The sequence below is a fragment of the Rhodococcus sp. KRD162 genome (assembly GCF_017168335.1).
Taxonomy (GTDB): Bacteria; Actinomycetota; Actinomycetes; order Mycobacteriales; family Mycobacteriaceae; genus Rhodococcoides.
In genome coordinates, this window is record NZ_JABFAU010000013.1 from 23,356 (window position 1) to 39,164 (window position 15,809).

A 15,809-nucleotide genomic window follows, 5' to 3' on the forward strand; every position below is an offset into this window, starting at 1 on the left:
CGAGGTGGCGCAGCCATCGAGTGTGCGAATCCCGACACGAAGGGTGCGACAGGTGCGGAACTTCCTGCGGACGGCAGCGATGACCTCCAGCATGGTGGCGATCGCGGCAGTCACCTCGGCTCCCCCGGCCCAGGCCGATCGGCTCAGCGACTTCTACGACACACCGGTCGCCACGATCGATACCGCAACCCCGGGCGAGGTGGTCCGAGAACTACCGCTCGGCACGCCCAAAGGATTCGGACTGGGCTTCGACATCGAACGCATTCTCTATCGGTCCACAGACACCCACGACCGACCCATGACCGTCTCCGGCTACAGCGCTGTTCCCATCGCTCCGTGGCCGGGTCCCGGCCCGCGACCGGTGATCGCCTATGCACCCGGCACCTCCGGCATGGCCGATCGTTGCGCCGGATCCGCAGTCCTGGGAACCGTCGGCTCGTCGCCGGCCATCCTGCCACTGCTCCTGGCCGGATACCGCGTCGTCGCCACCGACTATCAAGGGCTCGGCACTCCCGGCGGACACACCTACCTCAACCGGCTGGCCTCGGGCCGAGCCCTGCTCGACGCAGCCAGAACGGCCGCCGACGATCCCTCGACCCCGGTGGTCCTGTTCGGCTATTCCGAAGGCGGTTTCGCTTCCGCAGCCGCAGCGGAACTCGCCGCCACCTACGCCCCGGAACTGACCGTCGTCGGAGCGTACGTCGGCGCGCCGCCGGCGGACCCGAGGCTCAACATCGAGCCATTGGACAACACCACCCTGGGCAGCGCGGTGCTCTTCGCAGTCGACGGCATGATCAACGCCTATCCGGAGCGGGCGGAGAGCATCCGCTCCCTCTTCCACCCCGACGGGCTCGCTGTGCTCGACGCCGCACAGGAATGGTGCACCACCGACTCCGCGGCCTCCGACATGGTGCACACCAGAGACCTCACCCGTGACGGCCGACCACTGAGCGCGCACTCGGACGACCCCGCGCTGGCCGAGCTGACCGACGCCAACACCGTCGGACGCATCGCCCCCGCCATGCCGGTGTACCTTGCGCACGCAGTCGAGGACGACACCGTACCGGTGGAGCAGAGCCGCACACTGCTACGACGCTGGCACAGCCTCGGAGCCGACGTCACCTACCGGGAATACCAGTTTCCGACCCTCCCCTATCCGGGCACCAATCATCTTCCCGGGGCGCTGGCTGCCTACGAGGACGTGTTGCCCTGGATCGCTGGACTCGTCCGCACGGACTGAAACAACGCCCAGGAACACTGATCTCAGGCAAGAAATCAGGGTGTTCACCGAGGCGTCGAACACGGTGCCGTTGATTCACTCCGATCATGCGCATCGTGCACGCTCTTCTGACCGTCGCAGCAGTCCTGACCGCATCCCCGACGATGCCCGCCGATGACACCTCCTCGGACGTCGCGGTGCTCGCCGAGGAGCTGGGTCTGCCGGGGGTGGCTTTCCGGGTCGTCTCCGAAGACCGAGTGATCGAGAACATCGAGCTCGGAGTGGACGGCAACGGTGTCCCGGTCGACGCCCGCACACCGTTCGTGTGGGGTTCGGTATCGAAGTCGGTGACGGCTGCGACGGTGCACGCCCTCGTCGATCATCAGCGGCTGTCCCTCGAGGAATCCGTCAATTCTGTTCTACCGGAGAGCGATTCGATTCTCTCGGAGGAGGTCACGATCGAGGACCTGATCCACCACACCAGCGGACTACCCCACCAGGTGGACGACCTCGACCAGTGGGGACGTACGCAGCGGGCCCTCGACGTCGTGCCCACCCTCACCGTCACTGCCGCCGACCGCGGCACTTTCCGGTACTCCAGCTTGAATTATCTACTGCTACAGGCGATCGTCGAAAAGGAAACCGGCGAACCGTTCGCGGAGGTCGTGGCTCGTGAGACCGGAGTTCACACCGCCGACGCCGTTGCACCAGGATACGTCCCGTTCTTCACCTTCCCCCGACGCGTCGACACCGGCATCGACGGCGCCGGTCTCGGCTACGGCTATCTCGGTGGTTCCATCGACGAGCTCTCGCGGTACGCCTCCCGGCAACTGACAGCTGCCGCGTCGAACAGGCCCGAAACGGTGCCCACCGGCTCCGGTACGGGCTACGGGTACGGCTGGTACGTCGAAACTCTGCCCGACGGAACCGAGATGCGATGGCATTCCGGTGCCGTCCCCGGCTACTTCACCCATGTCGCACTGATCCCCGAACGCCATCTGGCCGTGGTCTTCGCGACCAACCGATACGGCGAACTCGAGGCCGACGCCCTTGCCTCTGGTGCCCGCTCGCTCGTACTCGCTCGACTCGGCATCGACGAGCCGCACGTCTCCGGCCTGGGGCACTACCACCTGGCGTTGATCGGATCGACCGCCCTCGCGCTGGCGCTGGCGGTATGTGCGGCGGCGACGCTGATCCGATTCCGAACTGCTCCCGGACGATGGGCACCCGCGCGCATCCTCGCTGCCCTCGGCGCAGGCGCACTGCTCTACTTCTCGCTACCCACACTCGCCGGAGCGCCGATCTCGACCCTGGCCCGCTGGGCTCCGGATGTGACCCTGCTGTTCTGGATCGTGCTCGCCGAACTGGTTGTCATCGCTGGTGCGCTCGTCGCCCGGGCCGGACGGACCAGAAGCCCCGGGCACGACAACGGGCGACCCTCCGAAGAGGATCGCCCGTAGTCGTGTGCCGTGGAACTTACTCGCTGTCGCTGTCTCCGGTGGCCTTGGCCAGGTCGACCGGGACCTCGTCGGGGACGATGATTGCCTTCTTCTCGCCGCGGAACGTGAACTTCGCGTCCTCGCCCGCGCCTTCGCCGTCCCAGTTCTCGACGTCGACCAGGATGATCTGGCCGGCTTCGATCTCGCCGAAGAGGATCTTCTCCGACAGCTGGTCCTCGATCTCGCGCTGGATGGTGCGACGCAGCGGCCGCGCACCCAGGACGGGATCGAAACCGCGCTTGGCGAGCAACGACTTCGCCTTCTCGGTGACCTCGATGGCCATGTCCTTGTTCTTGAGCGCACCCTCGACTCGGCTCAGCATGAGATCGACCATCTGGATGATCTCGTCCTTGGTGAGCTGGTGGAACACGACGATGTCGTCGATACGGTTCAAGAACTCGGGACGGAAGTGCTTCTTGAGCTCGTCGTTGACCTTGAGCTTCATCCGCTCGTAGTTCGAGCCGGTGCCTTCACCCGAGGAGAAGCCGAGGCCCACTGCCTTCGAGATGTCCGAGGTACCCAGGTTCGAGGTGAAGATGAGCACGGTGTTCTTGAAGTCGACCGTGCGTCCCTGGCCGTCGGTGAGACGGCCGTCTTCGAGGACCTGCAGCAGCGTGTTGTAGATCTCCTGGTGGGCCTTCTCGATCTCGTCGAACAGCACAACGGAGAACGGCTTACGACGCACCTTCTCGGTGAGCTGACCACCCTCTTCGTAGCCGACGTATCCGGGAGGAGCACCGAACAGACGCGAGGCGGTGAAGCGGTCGTGGAACTCGCCCATGTCGATCTGGATCAGGGCATCGTCCTCGCCGAACAGGAAGTTCGCCAGCGCCTTCGACAGCTCGGTCTTACCGACACCCGAGGGGCCGGCGAAGATGAACGAGCCCGAGGGACGCTTCGGGTCCTTCAGACCTGCACGGGTACGACGGATCGCCTTGGAGACGGCCTTGACTGCCTCGACCTGGCCGATGATCCGCTTGTGCAGCTCGTCTTCCATGCGGAGCAGACGCGTCGTCTCCTCCTCGGTGAGCTTGAAGACGGGGATGCCGGTCCAGTTGCCCAGCACCTCGGCGATCTGCTCGTCGTCGACCTCGGCGATGACGTCGAGGTCGCCGGAGCGCCACTGCTTCTCTCGCTCGGCACGCTGCCCGACGAGGGTCTTCTCCTTGTCGCGCAGGTTCGCAGCCTTCTCGAAGTCCTGGGCATCGATGGCCGATTCCTTCTCCCGGCGCGCATCGGCGATCTTGTCGTCGAACTCGCGCAGGTCTGGCGGTGCGGTCATTCGGCGGATACGCATCCGCGCGCCCGCCTCGTCGATGAGGTCGATGGCCTTGTCCGGCAGGAACCGATCGTTGATGTACCGGTCGGCCAGCGTGGCGGCCGCGACGAGAGCACCGTCGGTGATCGAGACGCGGTGGTGCGCCTCGTAGCGATCGCGCAGACCCTTGAGGATCTCGATGGTGTGCTCGACGGTCGGCTCGCCCACCTGAACAGGCTGGAAACGACGCTCGAGGGCGGCATCCTTCTCGATGTACTTGCGGTACTCGTCGAGGGTGGTGGCACCGATGGTCTGCAGTTCGCCACGAGCCAACTTGGGCTTGAGGATCGATGCTGCGTCGATGGCACCTTCGGCAGCACCTGCGCCGACGAGCGTGTGCAGCTCGTCGATGAACAGGATGATGTCGCCGCGGGTGTTGATCTCCTTGAGCACCTTCTTCAGGCGCTCCTCGAAGTCACCGCGGTAACGGCTGCCGGCCACCAGCGAACCGAGGTCGAGGGTGTAGAGCTGCTTGTCCTTGAGCGTCTCGGGAACCTCGCCGTTGACGATCGCCTGGGCCAGGCCTTCGACCACGGCCGTCTTACCGACACCGGGCTCGCCGATGAGGACGGGGTTGTTCTTGGTACGACGCGAGAGCACCTGCATCACGCGCTCGATTTCCTTCGCGCGGCCGATGACCGGGTCCAGCTTGCCTTCGAGCGCGGCCTGGGTCAGGTTGCGTCCGAACTGGTCCAGCACCAGCGACGTCGACGGGGTGCCCGCCTCGCCGCGGCCGCTGCCGGACTCGCTCGGCTCCTTGCCCTGGTAGCCCGAGAGCAGCTGGATGACCTGCTGCCGGACGCGGTTGAGATCGGCTCCGAGCTTGACCAGGACCTGAGCTGCGACGCCTTCGCCTTCGCGGATCAGACCCAGCAGGATGTGCTCGGTGCCGATGTAGTTGTGGCCGAGCTGCAGCGCCTCGCGGAGGCTGAGCTCGAGCACTTTCTTGGCGCGCGGAGTGAACGGAATATGACCGGACGGAGCCTGCTGCCCCTGGCCGATGATTTCCTCTACCTGGCTGCGAACTCCTTCGAGGGAGATGCCCAGCGACTCGAGGGACTTGGCTGCTACACCTTCGCCCTCGTGGATGAGGCCGAGCAGAATGTGCTCCGTGCCGATGTAGTTGTGGTTGAGCATCCGGGCTTCTTCTTGAGCCAGGACGACAACACGCCGCGCGCGATCGGTAAACCTCTCGAACATCGCTCTCCCTCACTTCTTGGCGGGTGGTAGCTCGCCCACCAGTTCTTCTAGCGCCGCAGTGTCCTCAACGCTACGGTCGCTTGTGCATTTGAAGGTAAGACTGCGTCTCACTGTAGTTGGCCGACGTCACGAACGCCGACCCTCCACCCCCGAAATGCTGCGCGACCGTCCTCGACTGCGGACTGCCTTGCCTGCTTATTGTTGATAACGCAGGCACGATGCAAAACGTTTCCCACTCACTGTCCGCTGCTGGCGAACAGAGCCCGACCGTCCGGTCAGGCCTGTGATGGCTTGACGATAGGAAACAGGATCGTTTCGCGGATGCCCAACCCGGTCAGTGCCATCAACAACCGGTCGATGCCCATGCCTGTTCCCGTGGTCGGCGGCATGCCTTGTTCCATCGCGGCGAGGAAGTCCTCGTCGAGGACCATGGCCTCGTCGTCGCCCGCGGCACCTTGACGCGCCTGGTCCTCGAATCGTTCGCGCTGGATGACCGGATCGACGAGTTCGGAGTACCCGGTGGCCAGCTCGAATCCGCGAACGTAGAGATCCCACTTCTCGGTGACGCCGGGCTTGCTGCGATGCTGACGCGTCAACGGCGACGTTTCGACCGGGAAGTCGCGGACGAACGTCGGCTCGGTCAAGGCGTCGCCCACCTGGTGTTCCCACAGTTCTTCGACCAACTTGCCGTGACCGTAGATCGGGACGCCGTCCTTACGTGGCACCTCGACTCCGACCTTGTCGGCGATCGCCAACAGTTCGTCGACGGTGGTGTCGGGGGTGACGTCGAACCCGAGCGAGCTCGACAGCGACGGGTACATCTCCAGCGTCGTCCATTCGCCACCGAGGTCGTAGCTGGTGCCGTCGGGCAGCGTGACGACCGTCGACCCGAGCGCCGCGACGGCCACTTCCTGGACGAGCTCACGGGTCATCTTCGCCGAATCGTCGTACGTGCCGTAGGCCTCGTACGTCTCGAGCATCGCGAACTCGGGCGAGTGCGAGGAGTCGGCACCTTCGTTGCGGAAGTTTCGGTTGATCTCGAAGACCTTGTCGATGCCGCCGACGACGCACCGCTTGAGGAACAGCTCCGGCGCGATCCGCAAGTACAGGTCGGTGTCCATCGCGTTCGAGTGGGTGACGAACGGACGGGCGGCCGCACCGCCGTGCAGGGTCTGCAGCATCGGAGTTTCCACTTCGAGGAAGCCGCGACGCTCGAGGGCATTGCGCAGTTCGCGGACGACGGCGATGCGCTTACGTGCGGTCTCGCGCGAGGTGGGGTTGGTGATCAGATCCAGGTAGCGCTGCCGGATCCGCGTCTCTTCGTTGAGTTCTTTGTGCGCGACGGGCAACGGCCGCAACGACTTCGATGCGATCTGCCAGCCGTCGGCCATGACGGACAGCTCGCCGCGGCGGGAGCTGATGACCTCGCCGTGTACGAACACGAAGTCGCCGAGATCGACGTCGGACTTCCATGCCGCGAGCGCGTCTTCCCCGACGCCCGCCAGGCTGATCATGGCCTGCAGCTGGGTTCCGTCGCCCTCCTGCAGCGTGGCGAAGCACAGCTTGCCGGTATTGCGCACGAAAATCACGCGCCCGGCGACTCCGACGATCAGACCCGTCGTCGTGTCTGCCTCGAGCTCGGGAAAACGGGTTCGGATCTCGAGCAGGGAGTGGGTGCGCGGAACCGACACCGGGTACGCCTCGACCCCGCGCTCGAGCAGCGCAGCGCGCTTGGCACGACGAATCCGTAGTTGCTCCGGGGTGTCGTCGGCCTGCTGAGGGGAAGCTGTGTCACTCACGCGCACACACTTTACAGTCCGCGCAGAGGTGGACAGTCAGTGCGCGGCGACGGCCTCGGCCTCGCGAACGCAGTGCTGTGCCTGCGTCAGCACAGCGAGCAGACCCGCCGATTTCAGTGCCTGATATCCGCCGACCAGATCGGTGGCCTTGCGCAGACCCAGCAGTTGCAGAGACGCGGCGGCCAGAGAGGAGGTGTACCCCTCGGAGCAGATGACGATCCACTCGACGTCGTGATCGACGGCAATCGCCAGGCGCGCATCGCTCGTCGGGTCGAGACGCCATTCGAGAACGTTGCGTTCGATGGCCAGAGCGCCGGGAAGTGTTCCCTCCACCGCGCGCTGCGCCTGCGGTCGGATGTCGACGACGACGGCGCCGCGCTCGACCGCGTCGCGCAGCTCGAAGACGGTCATCCTGTCGATGGTCTCGCGCGCGGATTCGAGCATTTCGACGATGGTCATGGTGTGGATGGTCACAGCGCGGCCTTCTCGGGTTCATCGGTGAGTTCGCTGCGGGTACGACGCAGCGTCGACCGTTCGGTCACTTCGTAATACGACATCGCCGTCAGAGGTGGCGAGTAGGCGTGCACGCTGAGCGTGGGGCCGGTGGTGGTGGACGCCGGATCGTGCATCACGTCATGCACCCATCCGAGCGGAAACGCTGCCTGGTCTCCCGCGCCGAGGCGTCGTCGCTTCAGTTCGGTTCCAGCCCAGCGATATTCGAGAAGGGAGCCACTCAGGACGGTCATCGCCCCGAGCGAACCCGCGTGATCGTGGAGTTCGGTGGCCCGGTCGGGAACCCAACTGATCAGCCAGAGGTCCAGGTCGTCGTCGGAGTGCAGGCGACCGGCCCAACGTTCGTCGGTGGGCCAGCGACCGCCGTCGGGAAGCAGGTGATCGAAGCGGCCGTCGAGCACGTCGGATGCGCCCTGATCGGTACTGCGCAGCAGGTCGTGCGGGCGTAACCGCGTCGGCGACGTCGCGAGCGAACGGGGTGAAGAGGATGCAGAAAACACAGGTGTGGAAAGCATGAAGCTCTACTCCAGGGGTGTGTAACGAACGAGGCAGGGGTCAGCCTCGACAACACTCCTGGGTGGCCATGCACGTCATCACGCCGACGATTCTGACACACCGGCGCCCGATGCGCTAGCGGCAGCCCGCAACGCACCGGACGCCCGACGTCGAAACAGTCAGCGCGGACGCCGTTTTGCCATGTTGCGTTCGTACACCAGCCGCAGACCTTCGAGAGTGAGGTCCGGTTCGTGATGCTCGATCGTGGTCGACTCGGGCAGGATCAGTGCGGCGATGTCTCCGGTACCGATGATGGCGGTATCCACTCCGCTCAGCTCGGGCACCTCCCGCCGGATTCGGTCGACGAGCCCGTCCACCAGGCCCGCGAATCCGAAGATGGTGCCGGACTGAATGCACTCCACGGTGTTCTTGCCCAGCACCGAGCGCGGCCGAATCATCTCGACCTCGCGCAACGTTGCGGTACGAGTGGACATCGCCCATGCGGACATTTCGAGACCGGGAGCAATGGCACCGCCGAGGAACTCCCCTTTGCCGGATACGACGTCGACGCAGGTGGTGGTTCCGAAGTCCACAACGATGCACGCCGACCCGTACAAGTCATGTGCAGCAAGGGTATTGACGATGCGATCGGCACCGACCTCTTTGGGATTGTCCACCAGCAGCGGCACACCGGTCCGCACGCCGGGTTCGACCACCACGTGCACCACGTGATCCCAGTAGCGTGCGAGCATGGTGCGCATCTCGCGTAGCACCGATGGCACGGTCGAGAGCGCCGTGATTCCGGTGATCTGTTCTGCTTCGGCTCCGAGCAATCCGCGCAGCATCAGCGCCAGCTCGTCTGCCGTCACATGCGGATCCGTTCGAATGCGCCAGTCACGCAGCAACTTCGAGTGATCACCCGTACCGGTGAACAATCCGACCACGGTACTGGTGTTGCGTACGTCGATCGCAAGTAGCATCGAATCAGACCAGCACGGAATCGGCCCGCAGATCGCGTGGAGTGATCAGCCCCGAGCCTGCGGGCGCATGCGCCGGATCGCTACCGAGCTCGACCGGGCGGTTCTTCTCGTCGACGAACACCACCCGCGGGGAGTAGTCCGCCACTTCCTGCTCGTTCATCACGCCGTAGGCGATCAAGATGACCAGGTCGCCTGGGTTCACCAGATGAGCTGCGGCTCCGTTGATTCCGATCACGCCACTGCCCCGCTCACCGGTGATCACGTATGTCTCCAGCCGCGCTCCGTTGTCGATGTCGACGATGGTGACCTGCTCGCCTTCGAGCAAATCGGCCGCCTCCATCAGGTCCTGGTCGACGGTCACCGAACCGACATAATGCAGGTCCGCATGCGTGACGGTGGCGCGGTGGATCTTCGATTTCATCATCGTTCGAAACATGCTGTCACTCTCCACTTTTCGGATCTTCGGAACTACTCGTTCTGGTCATTGCGCAGGCTCGACTTCTGCGAGAAACCCGGTGCCGACGGCGACACCGACGTTGTCGATCAATCTCGTGGTGCCGACCTTGGCCGCCACGAGCAGTCGTCCGTCCCCGAGTTCGGGAGCCGGCCCGAGATGTAGGTCACGCACCTCCAGGTAGTCCACGTGCACCAGCGGCACCTCGTCCAGGACGGCGCGGGCAGCGGCGAGGATGGCCTCGACTCCACCCGCTGCCGCGTGCGCACCGGCCACCAACGCCGCCGAGAGCGCCATCGCAGCATCGCGCTGTTCGGGGTCCAGGTAGCGGTTTCGTGAGGACAACGCGAGACCGTCCCGCTCACGGACCGTCGGAACACCGATCACGTCCACGTCGAAGTTCAGATCTCGCACCATCTGCCGAATCAACGTCAACTGCTGGTAGTCCTTCTCACCGAAGTACGCGCGATGGGGCGCGGCGATCTGCAGCAGCTTGGCGACGACGGTGAGCATGCCGGCGAAATGCGTCGGCCTGCTCGCTCCTTCGAGCTCGGCACCGATCGGGCCGGGATGGACCGTGGTGCGCGGTCCGGACGGGTACATCTCGGCCGCGGACGGCGCGAAGACCAGTTCGACGCCCTCCGATCGAAGCAGCTCCACATCGGCGTCGAGGGTGCGCGGATACGCATCGAGATCCTCGCCGACGCCGAACTGCAACGGGTTGACGAAGATCGACACGATCACCACCGCACCGGTGAGCTTCGCCTGCCGCACCAGCTGGATGTGGCCGGCATGCAACGCGCCCATGGTCGGCACGAGAGCGACCTGTTTGCCGACACCGCGCAAGGCCTTCGACACGGACGAGATCACCGCGGGATCGTGGTGAACAGTCAACTGCCCCTTGGTATAGCTACCCGCGAGCGTCATTGCTTCCCTTCCAGAATCTCGATCAGAGCTGCGGGGGCACCGACGCGCTGCGCGGACCGCAACGACAACGCTCGGTACCCCGCGGCGATGCGCGAATCCACATCCTCTAGAACCTCGAGGTGCTTGCCGACTGCCGCCGCGTCGCCTCGGGCAACCGGCCCGGTGAGCGCCGACTGCCCCTTGCGCAACGCGTTGTCCAACGCAGCTTCCAGTAGCGGAGCCAGAACTCTTTCTGGCACACCGCGTTCGGCGTCGGATCCGGGAAAGCCCGGTCCGGACAACGCAACCCGAAGTGCCTCGACGGCATCGACCACGAGCGTGACGAGGTGATTGCTACCGTGCGCGAGGGCCGCGTGGTAGAGCGCCCGATTGTTCTCGGGCACATGGACCGGCTCGCCGCCGATCTCGAGGACGAGGGCCTGCGCGACGGCGTAGCCGATCTCATCGCCTGCGGTGATGCCGAAGCACGCCGCCGTCATCCGATCGGTGTCCTCGACTCCGCCGCTGAACGTCATGGCCGGATGAATGGCGAGGGGCACCGCTCCGAGGGCGGCAAGGGGCTCGAGTACGGCGACTCCGTTCGCACCGGAGGTGTGCGCCACCAACTTGCCCGGTGCCACCGCTCCGGTGGCCGCCAGTCCTGCAACGATCGACGCCAACTCGTTGTCCGGGACAGCGAGAATCAGCAATTCCGCGCGGCGAGCCACCTCGTCGACCGGCAGAATCTGCGACTCGGGCAATCTGGATCGAACCCGGGCGATGGAGTCATCCGACACGGCGGCGGCACCGACGACGACGTGCCCGACGCGTTCGAGCGCCTCACCGAATGCGGTCCCCACCCGCCCGGCCGAGACGACACCAACGGTCAACCGAGCCGGGGACAGACCACCAGTGAACCCTGATGAGGTCACCGAAAATTTCCTCTCGTTCGTTCCAGTCCCGCGCGGCGGGTACCAGACGTCCTGCAGGGAACAATAGCGACCGCGAGGGCTCGCGTGCCAGGGAAGCCAGGTGTGATCTGGTTCTCAGTCTGCGCGACGGCGGCGGCGACGCGTCCCCGAATCGAGGTTGGCCGCATCGGCCGCGTCCCCACCTTGCAGGCCCGCCATGATCTCGGCCACCGATCTGCCGTTCGAGTGCGCTCCGGTCGCGTCCTCTTCCGTCGACTCGGCACGGCGACGGCCCCGTCGCGAAGTCTTTGACGTGTCCTCGGCGGGTGTCTCGTAGTCGCGATCGGCAGCGAAGAACGCATCCGCCGAATCGCGAAGCGAGGCACGCGAGGAGGAGACACCGTCCCACTCGGCCGAGGTGGATCCGTATGCCGGTTCCGCCGAATAGTCGGTCGACGAAAATGCGGTGGAGGAATCAGCGGTCGAAAAATCAGCGGCGTAGTCGGCAGCCTCGTCGGCGGAGTCAGCCGCAGCTGTTGTCGCCGGTTCGTAGTCCGTCGCCGGTTCGTAATCCGTCGTCGGTTCGTAGTCGGTAGCTGGTTCGTGATCCGTCGCCGGTTCCGGCTCGGCGACCGGCGGACGCGTCTGATCGAAGTTGTATGCCGTGAAAGGCGAGCTGGGCGGAGTGACTCGTCCAGCTGGTCGTGGCGCACTGTCGGGGCGAGCCTGCGCAGCAGGCTGGGCGTAGGAATCGGCCTCGTCCGGCTCGGACTCCTCCGAGTACTCGGAGTACCGCTCCTGCGACTGCGATGCCGTCGACGCACCGGTGGCCTGCGGCATCTGATCCGGATCATCCGGGTACACCACCGAGGTTTCGGCCGTCACCGGTTCGTCGTACGGGGTTCCGACACCGCTCAGACCGGTGTCCGGACCCGAGGGACCGTTGCCGCTTCCACCCCCGGGGACGTACAGCCCGGACGGTGCTGGCTGATAACTGTCGTAACGGCGACCGCCGAGCTCCTGCATCCTCATCGCCTCGGCCCGCAAGGCGACGCGCTCAGTGGGCAAATTGCCGTCGAACAGCACCTGCAGGTTCTGGCGGAGCGCGGCCAGCTCATTGCGCAACGCGGCGACTTCGTCGATTTCCATCCGCGATTCGCTCCGCAGCCGAGCCTCGACATTCATCTCGTACTCGCGTCGCGCCGAGATCTCCCGAGCCAACTGCAACTCGTACACCGTCTGAAGGTCCTTGGCCTTCGTCTGGTCGGCGGCCGCCTCTCGGCGGTACTTCGTCATCGCGAAGGCACCGATCACCGCGGCCCACAGAGCCGACAGCACACCGACCCGCATCCATTGCACGCTCTCGGTGAACAGCAACAGCACGCTGGCGACGATCCCGAACACCACGAGCGCCGCGAGAAACAGCTGGCTCGCACTGCGCCTGTTACGGCGCCCCTTCTTTGCGCGAGTCTGATCGGTCATGTTCACAAGGGTAACTGGCAATTCGTTCGCAAATAGTCACCCCGGACCGATCGCTTACACAACCGAGGTAACAATCAAACAATCAATGCGTTACCGAGAATGTTCGTCGTCCCGGTCCTTGGGAGTCCGGCAGCACTGCTCCAGCCACACCGCAGCGGCGACGACAGCCAGCCCGGCGACCAGTGCCACGATCGCTCCGGGCCGATCGGAGGACGCTGCACGCACCGTCGCCGCGCGCGGAAGCACATACGCCAAGAACCCGCTGCACACTCCGACGACACCTGTCCCCACCAGCAACGATGCCTTCGCCAGCACCAATGCCCTGTACACCGTCACCGGATGCAGATCATGCAGACCGGTACCCACCCGACGCTCGGCGATGCGATTGCGCACGATCACCGCCGTCACCACTTCCACCACCGCAACCAGATACAACGACGCCCCGGCATACACCGGAATCGGCGGAAACGACCCGTAGAAAACCCGAACCAATAGCCAGGTTCCGACCGAAGCAACAAGGAAAAGGCCCATTACGTCCCAGACCTTGGTGGGATTGGTCACCACGACCGTTCACCTGCGCCTCCGTGTCGCCCATCCAGTCGTTCCGACAGGCTCCACTCCTGCTTCACGACTCCGGCCCGCTCCTGCGCACTCAATCGACCCAGCAACTCGATCACCGGGACATCGCGGTCGCCGACGCGCAAGCTCGCATCCGGTTCGATGTCCAACCACGGCATCAGCACGAACGCCCGCTCGTGCGCGCGGGGATGCGGAAGGATCAACTGCGGGTCCGCGCTGATCACGTCGTCGCACACCACCACATCCACGTCGAGGCTTCGCGGACCCCAGCGCTGCACGCGGACGCGGTCCGCTGCCTCCTCCAACCGTTGCCCCAGCCGCAACCAATCCCAGGCGTCGCAGGCGTCGTCTTGCACCACGAGGACCGCATTGAGGAAGTCCTGCTGCTCCACCCCGCCCCAGGGAGCGGATCGGTAGACGGGCGAACAGGCCGTCGCCCTGGAGCCCAGTTCATTAGTCACAGAACGCAAGTGCCCCAGAGAGTCACCGATGTTGCTGCCGATCGACAGCACGGCCCGGGTCACGGCCGTTCCCGGTAGGCCACCACTGCCACGTCTGCGAACGACAGCGGGATGGGAGCCGACGGCTTGTGCAGCACCACCTCCACCGCCTCGACGCGGGAGTCGTACGCCAACACGACCTCGGCGATCTCGGCGGAGACCGTCTCGATCAGGTCTCTGGACGGGCCGGAGACAACGGCGGCGGCATGCTCGGCGAGTTCCCCGTAGTGCAGCGTTGCGGTCAGATCATCGGACTCGGCCGCGGGGCGCAGATCCATCCAGACGGTGATGTCGACAACGAAGTCCTGGCCGTCTCGCTTCTCGAAGTCGAACACTCCGTGATTGCCGCGCACGGTCAGGCCACGCAGTTCTATGCGGTCGCCGCGACGCGTACCGGTGCCGCTACGGACGCTGATCTCACTCATGCCCGATCACCCTGCCATGCCCCGACGACGGCGACCGCGTCGAGTGAAGCCTGGACCTCGTGCACTCGCACACCCCACGCTCCGCCGGCCAACGCCAGCGCCGACACCACGGCCGTGGCGATCTCGCGTCCGTCCGGTGGGCGCGGCGTACCGTCGGCCTCGGCGAGCAACGATCCGAGAAAGCGTTTACGAGAGGCACCGACGAGAACCGGGAAACCTGCCGCCACCAGGTTCGGCAAGCCGCGGAGCAGTTGCCAGTTGTGGTGGGCGTTCTTGGCAAACCCGAGACCGGGGTCGAGCACGATCCGCGATGCGTCGACACCGGCATCGACCGCATGGTCCACCTGTTCGAGAAGTTCGCGCCGTACGTCTTCGACCACGTCGTCGTATCGGTCGGCGGATCCGGCATGTCGGTACTCGGGTCCGGCGGCGCGCCAGTGCATCAGAATCCACGGCAACCCGCCGTCGGCGACCACCCCGGCCATGGCCGAGTCGGCTCGGCCACCCGAGACGTCGTTCACTATCGACACCCCGGCCTCGATTGCGGCCGCGGCCACCGAGGCGCGCATCGTGTCGACGCTCGTGACCACGCCTTCGGCGGCCAGTGCCGTGATCACGGGCACCACCCGCTCGGCCTCGACGGCCGGGTCGATCCGGTCGGCACCGGGGCGGGTGGATTCACCACCGACATCGACGACGCCGACACCGCGACGATGCATCGCCAATCCGTGCTCGACGGCGGAATCGACGTCGAGGTACCTACCACCATCGGAGAACGAATCGGCGGTGACGTTCAGAACGCCCATGACGACGGGTGCCGGGGGAATACTCCGCGCAGAAATCATCGAGAATCGGCCGGCTCGGTCATTTCCGCAGAATCAGGTCCAGTGCTTCCGAGCGCGACGCCGCGCTGGACTGCAACAGACCGCGCACGGCCGAGGTGGTGGTGCTGGCACCGGGCTTGCGGATGCCGCGCATCGCCATGCACAGGTGCTCGGCCTCGATCACCACGATCGCCCCGCGCGGGTCCAGTTTGCGCATCAACGCGTCGGCGATCTGGCTGGTCAAACGCTCCTGCACCTGTGGACGCTTGGCGTACATGTCCACTACGCGCGCCAGCTTCGACAGTCCGGTGACTTTACCGCTCTTACCCGGGATGTATCCGACGTGAGCGACGCCGTGAAACGACACCAGGTGGTGTTCACAGGTGGAGAACATCGGAATGTCGCGAACGAGAACGAGTTCTTGATGTCCCTCGTCGAACGTCGTGTTCAGCGCCGTGTCCGGGTCGGTGTAGAGACCGGCGAATATCTCGCGGTAGGAGCGCGCGACCCGAGCCGGGGTGTCCAGCAGGCCAGGACGATCGGGATCCTCCCCCACTGCGATCAGTAGCTCCCGCACCGCTGCCTCGGCGCGAGGTTGATCGAAAGCTGATCCGGTGGCAAAGGCCACCGTCTGTTGTTCGACTACCGGGGCTTGTGCCGAGTCCGTTGTCGACTCGACGGTCCGATTGACTGACACGTGAACGT

Annotated in this window: 16 protein-coding genes; 2 read left to right on the top strand and 14 right to left on the bottom strand. The window is 65.3% G+C overall.

Translation table 11 applies throughout. The features are described from left to right. Positions 1-79 precede the first annotated feature (79 nt). Together J1M87_RS17215 and J1M87_RS17220 are read left to right on the top strand one after the other, a co-directional pair. Positions 80-1,240: a lipase family protein gene (locus tag J1M87_RS17215; RefSeq protein ID WP_241257111.1), complete on the top strand. Its 1,161-nt coding sequence runs from the start codon at positions 80-82 to the stop codon at positions 1,238-1,240. 86 nt (positions 1,241-1,326) lie between these two features. After that, a complete protein-coding gene (locus tag J1M87_RS17220) occupies positions 1,327-2,679 on the top strand; it encodes a serine hydrolase (protein ID WP_206490732.1) in 1,353 nt (450 codons plus the stop codon). A 16-nt stretch (positions 2,680-2,695) separates the two neighbouring features. On the opposite strand, the gene J1M87_RS17225 is transcribed toward J1M87_RS17220, so the two are convergent. From J1M87_RS17225 to folE, 14 genes are all read right to left on the bottom strand, one after another. After that, entirely contained in the window at positions 2,696-5,236 is a 2,541-nt protein-coding gene (locus J1M87_RS17225) for an ATP-dependent Clp protease ATP-binding subunit (RefSeq protein ID WP_206490733.1), read from the bottom strand. 275 nt (positions 5,237-5,511) lie between these two features. After that, on the bottom strand, positions 5,512-7,035 hold the full coding sequence (gene lysS, locus J1M87_RS17230) for a lysine--tRNA ligase (RefSeq protein WP_206490734.1): 1,524 nt from the start codon (positions 7,033-7,035) through the stop codon (positions 5,512-5,514). A 36-nt stretch (positions 7,036-7,071) separates the two neighbouring features. Beyond that, positions 7,072-7,494, bottom strand: coding sequence for a rhodanese-like domain-containing protein (locus J1M87_RS17235; RefSeq protein ID WP_206490735.1), 423 nt, complete (start codon positions 7,492-7,494; stop codon positions 7,072-7,074). An 11-nt stretch (positions 7,495-7,505) separates the two neighbouring features. Beyond that, on the bottom strand, positions 7,506-8,063 hold the full coding sequence (locus J1M87_RS17240; protein WP_206490736.1) for a cysteine dioxygenase family protein: 558 nt from the start codon (positions 8,061-8,063) through the stop codon (positions 7,506-7,508). Between the two features lie 159 nt (positions 8,064-8,222). Beyond that, the gene (locus J1M87_RS17245) at positions 8,223-9,023 is read right to left on the bottom strand and encodes a type III pantothenate kinase (protein WP_206490737.1); all 801 of its coding nucleotides are present in this window, start codon (positions 9,021-9,023) and stop codon (positions 8,223-8,225) included. Between the two features lie 4 nt (positions 9,024-9,027). Continuing rightward, positions 9,028-9,459, bottom strand: a complete 432-nt coding sequence (gene panD, locus J1M87_RS17250; protein ID WP_206490738.1) for an aspartate 1-decarboxylase — start codon at positions 9,457-9,459, stop codon at positions 9,028-9,030. Positions 9,460-9,504: 45 nt separating this feature from the next. Beyond that, a complete protein-coding gene (panC, locus tag J1M87_RS17255; RefSeq protein ID WP_206490739.1) occupies positions 9,505-10,404 on the bottom strand; it encodes a pantoate--beta-alanine ligase in 900 nt (299 codons plus the stop codon). Further along, a complete protein-coding gene (locus J1M87_RS17260) occupies positions 10,401-11,315 on the bottom strand; it encodes a Rossmann-like and DUF2520 domain-containing protein (RefSeq protein WP_206490740.1) in 915 nt (304 codons plus the stop codon). The genes panC and J1M87_RS17260 overlap by 4 nt, the downstream gene beginning before the upstream one ends. A 114-nt stretch (positions 11,316-11,429) precedes the next feature. Beyond that, positions 11,430-12,776, bottom strand: coding sequence for a DUF6779 domain-containing protein (locus tag J1M87_RS17265; RefSeq protein WP_206490741.1), 1,347 nt, complete (start codon positions 12,774-12,776; stop codon positions 11,430-11,432). A 90-nt stretch (positions 12,777-12,866) separates the two neighbouring features. After that, complete coding sequence (locus J1M87_RS17270) at positions 12,867-13,340, bottom strand: DUF3180 domain-containing protein (protein ID WP_307830843.1); 474 nt, start codon at positions 13,338-13,340, stop codon at positions 12,867-12,869. Next, entirely contained in the window at positions 13,334-13,879 is a 546-nt protein-coding gene (folK, locus tag J1M87_RS17275) for a 2-amino-4-hydroxy-6-hydroxymethyldihydropteridine diphosphokinase (protein WP_206490742.1), read from the bottom strand. Before folK ends, J1M87_RS17270 begins: the two co-directional genes overlap by 7 nt. After that, a complete protein-coding gene (gene folB / locus J1M87_RS17280; RefSeq protein ID WP_206490743.1) occupies positions 13,876-14,280 on the bottom strand; it encodes a dihydroneopterin aldolase in 405 nt (134 codons plus the stop codon). Before folB ends, folK begins: the two co-directional genes overlap by 4 nt. Further along, the gene (gene folP / locus J1M87_RS17285) at positions 14,277-15,125 is read right to left on the bottom strand and encodes a dihydropteroate synthase (RefSeq protein ID WP_206490744.1); all 849 of its coding nucleotides are present in this window, start codon (positions 15,123-15,125) and stop codon (positions 14,277-14,279) included. Before folP ends, folB begins: the two co-directional genes overlap by 4 nt. Positions 15,126-15,144: 19 nt before the next feature. Further along, positions 15,145-15,732, bottom strand: a complete 588-nt coding sequence (folE, locus tag J1M87_RS17290) for a GTP cyclohydrolase I FolE (RefSeq protein ID WP_206491375.1) — start codon at positions 15,730-15,732, stop codon at positions 15,145-15,147. Between the last annotated feature and the right edge of the window lie 77 nt (positions 15,733-15,809).

What these genes read in the sequence shown, in the direction of transcription:
- panD (WP_206490738.1), bottom strand. Translation starts at nt 9,459, where the DNA reads ATGTTTCGAACGATGATGAAATCGAAGATCCACCGCGCCACCGTCACG.
- J1M87_RS17220 (WP_206490732.1), top strand. Translation starts at nt 1,327, where the DNA reads ATGCGCATCGTGCACGCTCTTCTGACCGTCGCAGCAGTCCTGACCGCA.
- J1M87_RS17215 (WP_241257111.1), top strand. Translation starts at nt 80, where the DNA reads ATGACCTCCAGCATGGTGGCGATCGCGGCAGTCACCTCGGCTCCCCCG.
- folB (WP_206490743.1), bottom strand. Translation starts at nt 14,280, where the DNA reads ATGAGTGAGATCAGCGTCCGTAGCGGCACCGGTACGCGTCGCGGCGAC.
- J1M87_RS17225 (WP_206490733.1), bottom strand. Translation starts at nt 5,236, where the DNA reads ATGTTCGAGAGGTTTACCGATCGCGCGCGGCGTGTTGTCGTCCTGGCT.
- J1M87_RS17265 (WP_206490741.1), bottom strand. Translation starts at nt 12,776, where the DNA reads ATGACCGATCAGACTCGCGCAAAGAAGGGGCGCCGTAACAGGCGCAGT.
- folP (WP_206490744.1), bottom strand. Translation starts at nt 15,125, where the DNA reads ATGATTTCTGCGCGGAGTATTCCCCCGGCACCCGTCGTCATGGGCGTT.
- J1M87_RS17245 (WP_206490737.1), bottom strand. Translation starts at nt 9,023, where the DNA reads ATGCTACTTGCGATCGACGTACGCAACACCAGTACCGTGGTCGGATTG.
- J1M87_RS17235 (WP_206490735.1), bottom strand. Translation starts at nt 7,494, where the DNA reads ATGACCATCGTCGAAATGCTCGAATCCGCGCGCGAGACCATCGACAGG.
- J1M87_RS17240 (WP_206490736.1), bottom strand. Translation starts at nt 8,063, where the DNA reads ATGCTTTCCACACCTGTGTTTTCTGCATCCTCTTCACCCCGTTCGCTC.
- panC (WP_206490739.1), bottom strand. Translation starts at nt 10,404, where the DNA reads ATGACGCTCGCGGGTAGCTATACCAAGGGGCAGTTGACTGTTCACCAC.